The organism is Pseudomonas sp. A34-9 (assembly GCF_029543085.1).
Taxonomy (GTDB): Bacteria; Pseudomonadota; Gammaproteobacteria; order Pseudomonadales; family Pseudomonadaceae; genus Aquipseudomonas.
Genome location: NZ_CP119967.1, coordinates 4,502,137 through 4,517,518, shown reverse-complemented (window position 1 = coordinate 4,517,518; position 15,382 = coordinate 4,502,137). Strand labels below are relative to the sequence as shown.

3 protein-coding genes are annotated in these 15,382 nt (G+C 61.9%); 2 read left to right on the top strand and 1 reads right to left on the bottom strand.

From position 1 onward, the window contains the following. Window positions 1–129: 129 nt before the first annotated feature. Entirely contained in the window at window positions 130–1,143 is a 1,014-nt protein-coding gene (locus P3G59_RS20040; RefSeq protein WP_277758675.1) for a GNAT family N-acetyltransferase, read from the top strand. Between the two features lie 135 nt (window positions 1,144–1,278). On the opposite strand, the gene P3G59_RS20035 is transcribed toward P3G59_RS20040, so the two are convergent. Further along, window positions 1,279–1,833, bottom strand: coding sequence for an RNA polymerase factor sigma-70 (locus tag P3G59_RS20035; protein ID WP_007908696.1), 555 nt, complete (start codon window positions 1,831–1,833; stop codon window positions 1,279–1,281). 369 nt (window positions 1,834–2,202) lie between these two features. Here P3G59_RS20035 and P3G59_RS20030 point away from each other — a divergent pair, with 369 nt between their 5' ends. Continuing rightward, a complete protein-coding gene (locus tag P3G59_RS20030; protein ID WP_277758674.1) occupies window positions 2,203–15,201 on the top strand; it encodes a non-ribosomal peptide synthetase in 12,999 nt (4,332 codons plus the stop codon). Window positions 15,202–15,382 lie beyond the last annotated feature (181 nt).

Here is a 15,382-nt window from a genome sequence, read left to right as displayed (position 1 = left end):
CGGGTTTGTCAGCCTCATAGAGCCCCGCCAGCAAACAGCATCGTTAGATAGTTGGTGGGGATCTCTAAATTTTCCGGGCGCGATCACGTTCCAGCATTTAACTGTCGACGATTATCGTGAGCCCGACCCATGTCCAATCTGAATGACCTGACTGCCCTGGCCTTGCCATCGGGCAGTCAACTGATCGCTGATGCCACCGAAAGCCGTCTGAGCCTGAGCCTGGGCGGGCAACCGCTGATCCGCCTGCGCCTTGATCGAGAGGCCAAGGGATCGATCCAGCTCGACGAGCGCTTTGCGCTGCCGCTCGGGCAGGCACTGTGGGCAGCCTGTTACTGGCTGTTCGCGCGGGATCCGGCGTGCCAGCAACTGACTTGGCAGCTGGACCAACCACCGACCGAAGCCCTGCTCAGCGGTTTACTGGTGAGCACCGACGTGGCCGGTGAGTATCGCTGTGAACGCACGCTGTTCTGGCAACTGCCGCAACCGTGGCTCGGCACTTCACTGACGGGCAGCTATCCGCAGCAAATGGTCATCAGCCAGGGCAAGCGTCATCCTTTGCGGCCGGTCAAACCGCGCGGTGAAGTATACCGGCGTTTCGATGCCCGTCTGGGGGCGTGGATTTCCCTGCGCACTGTAGAAATCGAAGAAGACCTGCCGCGTTTCAACCGCTGGCAAAACAGCCCGCGCGTCGCGAGTTTCTGGCAGGAAGAGGGCAGTCTCGAAAAGCACCGCGAATACCTGAACAAACTCGATGCCGACCCGCACACGTTGACGTTGATTGGCTGTTTCGATGATCAGCCGTTTGCCTATTTTGAAGCTTATTGGGCCAAGGAAGATCGCATCGCGCCGTTCTACGATGCCGACAATTACGATCGTGGCATTCACATGCTGGTGGGCGAGGAGGATCACCGTGGCCCGCACAAAGTGGCGAGCTGGCTATCGGCGCTGGTGCATTACCTGTTTCTCGATGATCCGCGCACGCAAAGGGTGGTCGCAGAACCAAGGGCTGATAACGCGAAGATGATCGGCCATATGCAGAATCAGTGCTTCCACTGCGAGAAGGAATTCGACTTCCCGCACAAGCGCGCGGCACTGATGATTCTGGGGCGTGAGCGGTTTTTTGATCGGTGCAAACTGGCCTGAGGCAGTCGGGCTTGAGATTCATTGCGGTCTCAAGTCCGCCTTCGTGAGCAAGCTCGCTCTCACATCAGGACGGTGTAAGCCGAATCAATGTGGGGGCGAGCTCGCTCGCGAATGGCTTGACGCCGAATTCAGCTCTTAACGACGACCGGCAATCACCGCATCCTGACGACTGCCCGAGACCTTGCGGCAGTGCACCAGCGCATCACGAATCATGAAGTTGACCAGGGTTGGCGAAACGCCAAGTTCCTTGGCGATGTCCTTTTGCGGCACGCCGTGCAGGCGGTACATCTCGAATGCATAGCGAGTGCGGCTGGGCAGTTCGGTCAGCGCGTCGGCGATGTTCTCCAGGGTGGAGAAGTTGATGTGCGAAGTTTCCGGCGAAGCACCTTGGATAACCACGTTCAGCCCTTCCTCTTCAGGGCCGGAGTACTTCTGCTCAAGCGCCTGCTTGCGGTAGTGATCGATGGCGAGGTTGCGCACGATCTGGAACAGATAGCTCAGTTGCGCCTTGATCGACGAGGTGATCGGGGGCGCCGATTGCAGGCGGAAAAATGCATCCTGCACCACATCTTCGGCGCGCGACCGGCACCCGGTGATACGGGCTGCAATCTTGACCAGAATCAGTCGATTGTCGACGAATGCCTGAAGTAGCGGTGAATCGCACTTGCTTGTGGATACTTGTTCCGTCATGGAAATCACCTTGCTGCCAAATAGGTTAGTGGGACGCCTGGGGACGGGGCCGTCCTACACATCGAGCGACAAATTATGTTGAATGATAATGATTGTCAATTGAGAAAGAGAACTAATGATCCAAATCGGTACGATGTGAGAACTGCGACACGCCGCCACACCCCGGCCCCATTGGCGATCCAGCCTGCCGACTAATTATTTCAAGACGTCATCCGTTCTCATTGGTGAATGGTTCCGGGTGCACGACCCCGGCCAGACAGCATTCCAGCGCCTTGCGCGGTCGGCACAGACCGCGCCCAGCAGGCCCTTCGCGGGGCGTGACGCAGTAACCCGATTCCATTAGCAAGCCGAATTCAGGCAGGAAACCTCATGACCGACGCGTTCGAACTCCCCAGCACCCTGGTCCAAGCCCTCCAGCGCCGCGCGGCCCTGACGCCGGATCAACTGGCCTTGCGTTTTCTCGCTGAAAACGAAGAGCAGGCTGTGGTACTCAGTTATCGCGAGCTGGATGAACGCGCGCGCACCATTGCGGCCGCGTTGCAGGCCCAGGCGGAATTCGGCGATCGTGCGGTGCTGCTGTTCCCTAGTGGCCCGGATTACGTCGCGGCGTTTTTTGGTTGCCTGTACGCCGGTGTGATCGCGGTGCCGGCCTATCCGCCGGAGTCCGCGCGTCGTCATCATCAAGAGCGTTTGCTGTCGATCATTGCCGACGCCGAACCGCGTCTGCTGTTGATCAGCGCCGACCTGCGCGACGCCTTGCAGCAGATCGAAGGCGCGCCGCCGTTGCTGTGTGTCGATACCCTCGACCGAACGCTGGCAGAAAACTGGGTTGAACCTGGCCTGCCGCAAGACCATATCGCTTTCCTGCAATACACCTCCGGCTCCACCGCGTTGCCTAAAGGCGTGCAGGTCAGTCACGGCAATCTGGTCGCCAACGAACTGCTGATCCGGCATGGTTTCGGTATCGATGTAAACCCGGACGACGTGATCGTCAGCTGGTTGCCGCTGTATCACGACATGGGTCTGATCGGCGGTCTGTTGCAGCCGATCTTCAGCGGCGTACCGTGCATCCTGATGTCGCCGGCGTATTTCCTCGGCCGCCCATTGCGCTGGCTCGAAGCGATCAGCCAATACGGCGGGACCATCAGCGGCGGGCCGGATTTTGCCTATCGCCTGTGCAGCGAGCGCGTCAGCGAGTCGGCACTTGAACGCCTCGACCTGAGCCGCTGGCGCGTGGCCTATTCCGGCTCTGAGCCGATCCGTCTCGACACCCTCGATCGCTTCGCCGAGAAGTTCACCGCGTGTGGTTTTAGCGCCGACAATTTCATGGCTTCGTACGGTCTGGCCGAGGCGACGCTATTCGTCGCCGGCACCCCGCGCGGCACCGGCATTCCGGCACTGCGCGTGGATGATCAGGCGCTGGCGCAAAACCGCGCCGAACCGGGCGAGGGCAGCCCGATCATGAGTTGCGGCATCAGCCAGCCGGAGCACGCGGTGCTCATCGTCGAGCCGAACACGCTCGTTGAACTGGCCGACAGCGCTGTCGGCGAAGTCTGGGCCACCGGACCGAGTATCGCCCTCGGCTACTGGCGCAATCCGCAAGCGAGCGCCAAGACCTTCGTCCAGCACGCCGGCCGCACCTGGCTGCGCACCGGTGACTTGGGCTTTATGCGTGACGGCGAACTGTTCGTCACCGGTCGCCTGAAAGACATGCTGATCGTGCGCGGCCACAACCTCTATCCGCAGGACATCGAGAAGACCGTCGAGAACGAAGTGGAAGTGGTGCGCAAGGGCCGCGTCGCTGCCTTCGCGATCAATCAGAACGGCGAAGAAGGCATCGGCATCGCGGCGGAAATCAGCCGCAGCGTACAGAAAATCCTGCCGCCGGAAGCACTGATCAAAGCGATCCGCCAAGCCGTGGCCGAGGCTTATCAGGAGGCGCCGAGCGTCGTCGTACTGCTCAATCCTGGCGCCTTGCCGAAAACCTCCAGCGGCAAGTTGCAGCGCTCGGCGTGCCGCAATCGTCTGGCCGATGGCAGCCTCGACAGCTACGCGGTGTTCCCGTCGACCACGCCCGACACTCAGGAAGCGACCACCAGCGCTTCGGAACTCGAAGCCTTGATCGGCAAGATCTGGGCCGAGCAACTTAACCTCAAACAGGTCAGCGCCGACGATCACTTCTTTCTGCTCGGCGGCAACTCGATTGCCGCCACGCAAGTGATCGCCCGAGTACGCGAAGAACTCAGCCTTGAGCTGAACTTGCGCCTGCTCTTCGAAGCACCAACGTTGTCCGCATTCGCCGCTGCTGTGGCGCAACAGCAACAGGACGGCGGCAGCGCCCAGGGTGCAATCACCGCGTTGTCGCGCAGCGAGCCGATGCCGCAATCGCTGGCGCAAAACCGTCTGTGGATCACTTGGCAACTCGACCCGCAGAGCAGCGCCTACAACATTCCCGGTGCCCTGCGTTTGCGTGGCGAACTGGACGAAGACGCCTTGCGCGCCAGCTTCCAGCAACTGATCGAGCGCCACGAATCGCTGCGCACACGCTTCTTCGAGCGCGACGGCGTAGCCCTGCAGCAAGTCGATGTCGCCGCCGCATTCAATCTGCGACTGATCGACATCAGCGACCTGCCGGCGCATGAACGAGAAGCCCGCGCTCAGCACATCCGCGAGGACGAAGCGCGCACCGCGTTCGACCTGGAAAAAGGCCCGCTGCTGTGGGTGACGCTGGTGCGTCTCGACGACGAAGATCACCAACTGCTGGTGACCCTGCACCACATCATCGCCGACGGTTGGTCACTGAACGTATTGATCGATGAATTCTCGCGCCTTTACGCCGCCGCCTCGCAAGGGACGACCGCCCACCTCGCGCCTCTGCCAACCCAGTACGCCGACTACGGCAGCTGGCAGCGCCAATGGCTGGCGCAAGGCGAGGGTGAGCGGCAACTGGCCTGGTGGAAAGCGCAGTTGGGCGACGAGCACCCGAGCCTGGAGCTGGCCACTGATCATCCGCGTTCAGCGCAGCATGTTCACAGTGCCGCGCGCCACACTGTCCGACTCGGTGCCAGCCTCAGCGATGCAATCCGCAACACGGCTCAGTCGCACCAGGCAACACCGTTCATGCTGCTGCTCTCGGCATTCCAGAGCCTGCTGCACCGTTACAGCGGTCAGCGCGATATCCGCATCGGCGTGCCCAATGCCAACCGTCCGCGCCTGGAAACCCAGGGCTTGATCGGTTTCTTCATCAACACTCAAGTGCTGCGTGCGCAAATCGATTCGCGCCTGTCATTCGTCGAACTGCTGGGCCAGACCCGTCAAGCCGCACTCGGTGCGCAAGCGAATCAGGATCTGCCGTTCGAACAATTGCTCGAAGCCTTTCCGCAGGCACGTGAACAGGGCCTGTTCCAGGTCATGTTCAACCACCAGCAACGAGATTTGAGTGCGCTCAAGCGTCTACCCGGTCTGCTCGCCGAAGAGTTGCCGTGGCACAGCCGCGAAGCCAAGTTCGACCTGCAACTGCACAGTGAAGAAGACCGTAACGGTCGCCTGACGCTGTCGTTCGACTACGCCAGCGAACTGTTCGATGCCACGACCATTGCGCGTCTGGCCGAGCACTTCAGCAACCTGTTGCGCGACGTTTGCGAACGCCCGGAGCAAGCCATTGGCGACCTGCAGCTGCTCACCGTCGGCGAACACGACCAGCAACAAAACTGGAGCGTCGCACCGTGCATCCCGGCGCAGCAATGGCTGCCGGAACTGCTCAACGAACAGCTGCGGCAAACCCCGGAACGCACTGCGCTGGTGTGGGACGGTGGCAGCCTCGATTTCGCTGAACTGCACACTCAGGCCAACCGTCTCGCGCACTATTTGCGCGACAAAGGCGTCGGCCCGGACGTTTGCGTGGCTATCGCCGCCGAGCGTTCGCCACAACTGTTGATCGGTCTGCTGGCGATCATCAAGGCCGGCGGCGCCTATGTGCCGCTGGACCCGGAATACCCGGCCGATCGTCTGGCCTACATGCTCAGCGACAGCGGCGTCGAACTGCTGCTGACCCAGACCGAATTGCTCGACCGTTTGCCGGCCAGCGACGGCGTCAGCGTGATCGCCATGGACGCGCTGCACCTGGAAAACTGGCCGAGCCAGGCACCGGGTCTGCACCTGCACGGCGACAACCTCGCCTACGTGATTTACACCTCCGGCTCCACCGGCCAGCCGAAAGGCGTCGGCAACACTCACGCGGCACTGGCTGAACGTCTGCAATGGATGCAGAGTGCTTATGCGCTCAATGAAACGGATGTGCTGATGCAAAAAGCGCCGATCAGTTTCGACGTGTCGGTGTGGGAGTGTTTTTGGCCACTGATCACTGGCGCGCGTCTGCTGATCGCAGGTCTTGGAGAACACCGCGATCCGCACCGCATCGCCCAATTGGTTCAGCAGTATGGCGTGACCACGCTGCACTTTGTGCCGCCGCTGCTGGCGCTGTTCATCGACGAACCGCTGAGTGCCGAATGCACCAGCCTGCGCCGGGTATTCTCCGGCGGTGAAGCGCTGCCGGCTGAACTGCGCAACCGCGTTCTCGCGCAACTGCCGGCGGTGCAACTGCACAACCGTTATGGCCCGACCGAAACTGCGATCAACGTTACCCACTGGCATTGCACCGCTGCTGATGGCGAACGTTCGCCGATCGGTCGTCCGTTGGGCAATGTGATTTGCCGCGTGCTCGACGCCGATCTCAATCCGGTGCCGGCCGGCGTGCCGGGTGAGCTGTGCATCAGCGGTATCGGCCTGGCTCGCGGTTACCTTGGCCGTCCATCGTTGACCGCGGAACGTTTTGTGGTCGATCCGCTGGGCGAGCAGGGCGCCCGTTTGTACCGGACCGGTGACCGTGCGCGCTGGACCTGCGATGGCGTGATCGAATACCTCGGCCGTCTCGATCAGCAAGTCAAACTGCGTGGTTTCCGCGTCGAACCGGAAGAAATCGAAGCGCGTCTGCTCGCCCAGAACGGCGTCGCCCAAGCCGTGGTGCTGGTGCGCGAAACCGCTGCCGGCGCGCAACTGATCGGCTACTTCACCGCCACCGATGCGAGCGCAGTTGCCGACGAGCAAATCACCCGCCTGAAAACCGCGCTGGCCGCCGAGCTGCCGGAATACATGGTCCCGGCGCAACTGATGCGTCTGGACGCAATGCCCCTGAGCCCGAGCGGCAAACTCGACCGCCGTGCCTTGCCCGAACCGCAATGGCAAGTGCGTGAACACGTCGAACCGGTTACCGAACTGGAACAACAGATCGCCGCGATCTGGCGCGAAGTGCTGGGCCTGGCGCAAGTTGGCCTGCGCGACGACTTCTTCGCCCTCGGCGGTCATTCGCTGCTGGCCACGCAAATCATCTCGCGCAGCCGTCAGGCCTGCGACGTCGAGCTGCCGCTGCGCGCGTTGTTCGAGCACAGCGAACTGGGTGCTTTTGCCGAGCAGATCCGCCGGATCCAGGCCAGCGGCCGCACCAACAAACAGCCGCCGATCGACAAGGCTGATCGCAGCAAACCGGTGCCGTTGTCGTACTCGCAACAGCGCATGTGGTTCCTTTGGCAGATGGAGCCGGACAGCCCGGCGTACAACGTTGGCGGCATGGCGCGCCTGCGTGGCGTATTGCATGTCGAGCGTTTCGAATCGGCGTTGCAAGCGCTGATCCTGCGCCACGAAACCCTGCGCACGACGTTCCCGAGTGTCGACGGCGTTGCGCGTCAGCAGGTGCATGCCGAAACCGGCGTGCGCATGGGCTGGAAGGATTTCTCGAAACTTGCCGCCGATCTGCGTGAGCAAAAAGTTCAGCAATTCGCCGACGAAGAGGCGCATCTGCCGTTCGATCTGGAAAGCGGTCCGCTGCTGCGCGCCTGTCTGGTGAAGACTGCCGAGCACGAGCATTACTTCGTCCTGACCCTGCACCACATCGTTACCGAAGGCTGGGCGATGGATATCTTCGCCCGCGAACTCAGCGCGTTGTACGAAGCGTTTGTCGATGACCGCGATTCGCCGCTGGAACCGCTGCCGGTGCAGTACCTCGACTACAGCGTCTGGCAGCGCAACTGGCTGGAATCCGGCGAGCGTCAGCGCCAACTCGATTACTGGACCGCACAACTCGGTCGTGAACATCCATTGCTGGAGTTGCCGGGTGACCGCCCGCGTCCGCCGGTGCAAAGCCATCAGGGCGAACTGTTCCGTTTCGATCTCAGCGACGATCTTGCCGCGCGAGTTCGTGCGTTCAACGCGCAAAACGGTCTGACCCTGTTCATGACCATGACCGCCGCGCTCGCCACGCTGCTTTACCGCTACAGCGGCCAGACCGATCTGCGCATTGGCGCGCCGGTGGCCAACCGCATCCGGCCGGAAAGCGAAGGGCTGATCGGTGCGTTCCTCAACACCCAGGTACTGCGTTGCCAGCTCGACGGCATGATGTCGGTCGGCGAACTGTTCGAGCAGGTGCGCCACACCGTGATCGAAGGTCAGTCGCACCAGGACCTGCCGTTCGATCATTTGGTTGAAGCCTTGCAGCCGCCGCGCAGTGCCGCCTACAACCCGCTGTTCCAGGTGATGTGCAACGTGCAGCGCTGGGAATTCCAACAGAGCCGCATGCTCGCCGGCATGACCGTCGAGTACCTGGCCAACGATGCGCGGGCGACCAAGTTCGACCTCAACCTGGAAGTCACTGACCTCGACCATCGCCTCGGTTGCTGCCTGACCTACAGCACCGATTTGTTCGATGAACCGACCATCGCGCGCATGGCCAAACATTGGCGCAACCTGCTCGAAGCGCTGATCGCCGATCCGCAACAGCGCCTCAGCGAATTGACGCTGCTCGACGCTGCGGAGCAACAACACCTGCTCGACAGCCTTGGCGTCGAGCCGGGCGAGCATCGTCTCGACCAGTGCATCCATCATCTGTTCGCCGAACAAGCGCTGGCGCGCCAAGACGCACCTGCGCTGACCTTTGCCGGGCAGACCCTGAGCTACGCCGAACTCGACGCCCGCGCCAATCGTCTGGCCTGGGCCTTGCGTGAACGTGGCGTCGGCCCGCAAGTGCGCGTTGGCCTGGCGCTGGAGCGTTCGCTGGAAATGGTCATCGGCCTGCTGGCGATTCTCAAGGCCGGCGGTGCGTACGTGCCGCTAGACCCGGAATACCCGCTCGACCGCTTGCATTACATGATCGAAGACAGCCGCATCGGCTTGCTGCTCAGTGATCGCGCCATGTTCACAGCCCTCGGCGATCTGCCGCCAGGCGTGGCGCGCTGGTGCCTGGAAGAAGACAGCGCAGCACTCGCCGCGTATCCGCCCAGCGAGTTGCCGTTTATCAGCCTGCCGCAACATCAGGCCTACCTGATTTACACCTCGGGTTCGACTGGCAAGCCGAAAGGCGTGGTGGTCTCTCACGGCGAAATCGCCATGCACTGCCAAGCCGTGATCGAGCGGTTTGGCATGCGCCCGGATGACTGCGAACTGCACTTCTATTCGATCAACTTCGATGCGGCGACCGAGCGTCTGTTGGTGCCGCTGCTCAGCGGTGCGCAGGTGGTGCTGCGTGCACAAGGTCAGTGGGACGCGGAAGAAATCTGCGGCTTGATCCGCACGCATAAAATCAACGTGCTCGGCTTTACCCCGAGCTACGGCAGCCAGTTGGCGCAGTTCCTTGCGACGCAAAATGAAATTCTGCCGGTGCGGATGATCATCACTGGCGGCGAAGCGCTGACCGGCGAACATCTGCAACGGATTCGTGCAGCCTTCAAACCGAGCCTGTTCTTCAACGCCTACGGCCCGACCGAAACCGTGGTCATGCCACTGGCCAGTCTGGCCCCGGAAGTGCTGGAAGAGGGAGCCGGCAGTGTGCCGATCGGCAGTGTGATCGGCGACCGCGTGGCGTACATTCTCGACGCCGATCTGGCGCTGGTGCCGCAAGGCGCGACCGGTGAATTGTTCGTCGGTGGCGCCGGGCTGGCGCAGGCCTACCACGATCGTCCGGGCATCACGTCCGAACGCTTTGTCGCTGACCCGTTCGCCACTGATGGCGGGCGCATGTACCGCACTGGCGACCTGGTGCGCCAGCGCGCCGATGGTTTGGTGGAGTATCTGGGGCGAATCGACCATCAGGTGAAGATCCGTGGTTTCCGTATCGAGTTGGGCGAAATCGAAACCCGTCTGCTCGATCACGATTCGATCCGCGAAGCTGTAGTGCTGGCGCTGGATGCGCCGAGCGGCAAGCAATTGGTTGGCTACCTCGTCACCGAGATCGCCGAACAAGACGAAGCCAGACAAGCCGAACTGCGCGAAGCGCTGAAGTCGCATCTCAAGAGCCAACTGCCGGATTACATGGTGCCGACGCATCTGATCCTGCTGGCAAGCATGCCGCTGACCGCCAACGGCAAACTCGACCGCCGCGCGTTGCCGGCGCCGGATCCGGAACTGAATCGTCAGGACTACGTTGCTCCAAGTAACGAGCTGGAGCAGTCCCTGGCGCAGATCTGGTGCGAGGTGCTCAACGTCGAACAGGTCGGCCTCAACGACAACTTCTTCGAACTGGGTGGCGACTCGATTCTGTCGATTCAAGTGGTCAGCCGCGCGCGCCAGCAGGGCATTCATTTCAGCCCGCGTGATCTGTTCCAGCATCAGACGGTGCAGACCCTCGCCGCCGTGGCCAGCCGCACCGAGCAGGTGACTGCCGAGCAAGGACTGGTGGCCGGCGAGTCGCGTCTGACGCCGATTCAGCACTGGTTCTTCGACACTGCAATCCCCGAGCGTCAGCACTGGAACCAGGCGTTGTTGCTGGAGCCGACTGTGACCCTCGAACCACATCGTCTGGAGCAAGCGTTGCTGGCGGTGATCGAGCAGCATGATGCCTTGCGTCTGCGCTTCAGCGAGGTCGGCGGAGCATGGCAAGCGACGCATCAACCGGTGTCCGATGCGCCCGTGTTGTGGCAAGTGCGCGTGACCTCGATGGACAAGTGCGAAGCGCTGTTTGCCGATGCCCAGCGCAGTCTTGACCTGGAAAACGGTCCGCTGTTGCGGGCCTTGCTGGTCGATGGGCCGCAAGGTCAGCAACGTCTGTTCATCGCCATCCATCACTTGGTAGTCGACGGTGTTTCGTGGCGCGTGTTGCTCGACGACCTGCAATCCGTGTATCGCCAACTCGACGCCGAACAAGCGGTAAAACTGCCGGCGAAAACCAGTGCCTTCAAGGAGTGGGCCGCGCGTTTGCAGGCTTATGCCGGCAGCGAATCGTTGCGCGAAGAACTCAACTGGTGGCAGACCCAACTGGCCGGTCCGAACGCCGATCTGCCTTGTGAAAATCCGCAGGGTGGTCAGCAGAATCGTCATGCGCAAACCGTCAGCGTGCGGCTCGATGCCGAGCACACCCGACAACTGCTGCAACAGGCGCCGAGCGCTTATCGCACCCAGGTCAACGATCTGTTGCTGACGGCACTGGCCCGCGTGTTGTGCCGCTGGAGCGGTCAACCATCGGCGCTGATTCAACTGGAAGGCCACGGTCGCGAAACCCTGTTCGACGAGATCGACCTGACCCGCACCGTCGGTTGGTTTACCAGCGCTTACCCACTGCGCCTGACCCCGCACAACATCGAAGAGGCTGCGGGGCAGGGTGCTTCGATCAAGGCGATCAAGGAACAATTGCGTGCGGTGCCGCACAAAGGTCTGGGTTACGGCGTACTGCGTTATCTCGCCGACGACCTCAGCCAGCGCAGCATGGCCGCGCTGCCGCATGCGCCGGTCACCTTCAACTACCTCGGCCAGTTCGACCAGAGCTTTGGCAGCGATGCGCTGTTCCGTCCGCTCGATGAAGCGGTCGGTGCTGCCCACGATCCGCAGGCACCATTGCCGAACGAACTGAGTGTCGACAGCCAGGTTTACGGCGGTGAATTGCTCCTGCGCTGGACCTTCAGCGCCGAGCGTTACGACACGCAGACCATCAACGATCTGGCCGACGCTTACCTCGGTGAGCTGCAAAGCCTGATTGCCCATTGCCTGCAAGACGAGGCCGGTGGCCTGACGCCGTCGGACTTCCCGTTGGCGAAACTGACTCAGGCGCAACTCGATGCCTTGCCGGTGCCAGCCGCGCACATCGAAGACGTCTATCCGCTGACGCCGATGCAGGAAGGCATGCTGCTGCACACCTTGCTCGAACCGGGCACCGGTCTGTACTACATGCAGGATCGCTACCGCATCAACAGCGAACTCGACGCCGAGCGTTTCGCTCAGGCCTGGCAAGCAGTGATCGCCCGCCATGAAGCGCTGCGTGCCTCGTTCTGCTGGAACGTCGGTGAAGACATGCTGCAAGTGATCCACACCCCGAGCCGCACGCCGATCGAGTATCTGGACTGGAGTGCCATCGCCGAAACCGAGCAAGAACCGAAGCTGCAAGCGCTGCTGAAAAGCGAGCGCGAGGCCGGTTTCGATCTGCTCAATCAGGCGCCGTTCCACCTGCGCCTGATCAAGGTCGGCGCGGCGCGTTACTGGTTCATGATGAGCAACCACCACATCCTCATCGATGCGTGGTGCCGCTCGTTGCTGATGAACGACTTCTTCGAGATCTACACCGCGTTGGGTGAGGGGCGTGAAGCGCAACTCGCCGTGCCGCCGCGTTATCGCGATTACATCGGCTGGCTGCAACGTCAGAGCCTGGCCGAAGCGCGGCAGTGGTGGCAGCAGAACCTGCGAGGCTTTGAGCGCACCACGCCGATTCCAAGCGACCGTCCGTTCCTGCGTGAGCACGCCGGTGAAAGCGGCGGCATGGTCGTCGGCGACCGCTACACCCGCCTCAATGTCGAGGACGGTGCGCGCCTGCGGGAACTGGCGCAGGCCCATCAACTGACCATCAACACGTTCGCCCAAGCGGCGTGGGCCTTGGTGCTGCGCCGCATGAGTGGTGATCGTGACGTGCTCTTCGGCGTGACCGTGGCCGGGCGTCCGGTGGAAATGCCGGAAATGCAGCGCACCGTCGGCCTGTTCATCAACAGTATTGCACTGCGGGTGCAGATGCCGGCTGACGATGAACGCAGCAGCGTGCGTCAGTGGCTCAGCGCTTTGCTCGACAGCAACATGCAACTGCGCGAGTACGAATACCTGCCGCTGGTTAACATTCAGGAACAGAGCGAATTGCCCAAAGGCCAGCCGCTGTTCGACAGCCTGTTCGTCTTCGAAAACGCCCCGGTGGAAGTGTCGGTTCTGGACCGCGCGCAGAGTCTCAACGCGACCTCGGACTCCGGGCGAACCCACACCAACTTCCCGCTGACGGCGGTGTGCTATCCGGGCGATGACCTTGGTCTGCATCTGTCGTATGACCAGCGCTACTTCGACGAATCGACCATCGAGCGCATGCTTGGCGAGTTCAAGCGTCTGCTGCTGGCGCTGGTCGATGGTTTCCATGGCGACATGGCCGATCTGCCGCTGTTGGGCAGTGAAGAGCAGGACTTCTTGCTCCACGGTTGCAACCAGAGTGAGCACGAATATCCGCTGGAGCAGAGCTACGTTGCGCTGTTCGAAGCGCAGGTTGCCGCGCATCCGCAGCGCATCGCCGCTACGTGCCTTGATCAGCAGCAGAGCTACGCCGAGCTGAACCACAACGCCAACCGCCTCGGCCATGCACTGCTCGCGGCCGGGGTGCAGATGGATCAACCGGTGGCGTTGCTGGCCGAGCGTAATCTCGACCTGCTCGGCATGATCATTGGTAGCTTCAAGGCCGGTGCCGGTTATCTGCCGCTGGATCCGGGCCTGCCGAGTCAGCGCCTGCAACGGATCATCGAGCTGAGCCGCACGCCGGTGCTGGTCTGCAGCGAAGCGTGCCGTGCACAGGCGCAGACGTTGCTGGATGAATTCAGCTGCGCCAATCGTCCACGCCTGCTGGTGTGGGAAGAGGTTCAGGCAGCGGCGACATCGGCGCAGAACCTGGGCATTTACAGCGGCCCGGACAACCTTGCCTACGTGATCTACACCTCGGGCTCGACCGGCCTGCCTAAAGGCGTGATGGTCGAGCAGCGCGGCATGCTCAATAACCAGTTGAGCAAGGTGCCGTACCTGAACCTGAGCGACGCCGACGTGATCGCGCAGACCGCTTCGCAAAGCTTCGATATTTCGGTCTGGCAGTTCCTCGCTGCACCGTTGTTTGGCGCACGGGTCGACATCGTGCCGAACACCATCGCCCACGATCCGCAAGGTCTGCTGCTGCATGTGCAGGACCAAGGCATCACCGTGCTGGAAAGCGTGCCGTCGCTGATTCAGGGCATGCTGGCCTCGGATCGCCTGAGCCTCGATGGCTTGCGCTGGATGTTGCCGACCGGTGAAGCGATGCCGCCGGAGCTGGCGCACCAATGGCTGCTGCGTTACCCGGACATCGGTCTGGTCAACGCTTACGGCCCGGCGGAATGCTCGGATGACGTGGCGTTCTTCCGTGTCGACATGGCGTCGACGCGCGGCAGTTATCTGCCGATCGGCACGCCGACCGACAACAACTTGCTGTACCTGGTCGATGGCGCGCTGGAACTGGTGCCGTTGGGCGCGGTGGGTGAGTTGTGCGTGGCGGGCACGGGCGTCGGTCGTGGTTATGTCAGCGATCCGCTGCGCACTGCGCCAGTGTTTGTGCCGAACCCGTTCGGCGCCCCGGGCGAGCGTCTGTATCGAACCGGTGACCTGGCGCGGCGGCGCAGCGACGGTGTGCTGGAATACGTTGGCCGGATTGACCATCAGGTGAAGATTCGCGGTTACCGCATCGAGCTGGGTGAGATCGAAGCGCGCCTGCATGAACAGCCAGAAGTGCGCGATGGCGCGGTCGGGGTGCAGGAAGGTGTCAATGGCAAACACTTGGTCGGCTATCTGGTCGCAGCTGATTGCGCGCTGAATCCTGGCGAACGCCTGGAGCGGATCAAGCAGCGCCTGCGCGCCGAGCTGCCGGAATACATGGTGCCACTGCACTGGTTGTGGCTTGAGCAGATGCCGCTCAATGCCAATGGCAAACTCGATCGCAAAGCGCTGCCGGCGCTGGAGATCGGCCAGTTGCAAAGTCAGGATTATCTGGCCCCGCGCAATGAGCTGGAGCAGACCTTGGCGGATATTTGGGCTGAGGTTCTGAAGGCCGAGCAGGTTGGTGTGCGTGACAATTTCTTCGAATTGGGCGGGCATTCGTTGCTGGCGACACAGATCGCCTCGCGTGTGCAGAAAACCCTGCAACGCGATGTGCCGCTGCGGGCGATGTTCGAGTGCAGCACGGTGGAGGAATTGGCCGAGTACATCGATGGACTGGCGGCGAGTGATATCACCGAGGAGAAGGTTGATCGGTTGAATGATCTGATGGCGGAGCTGGAGGGCTTCTAGTTCTTTAGCGCCTGCAATGGCCTCATCGCGAGCAGGCTCACTCCTACAGGGGAACGCATTCCAAAATGTAGGAGTGAGCCTGCTCGCGATGAGGCCGGTACATTCATGTACATTTCCAAGGTTGACGATAAAGAACCGGCAGCTCAGTCTGCCGGTTCTCTTTTTTGTCGCGGGGGTGGTC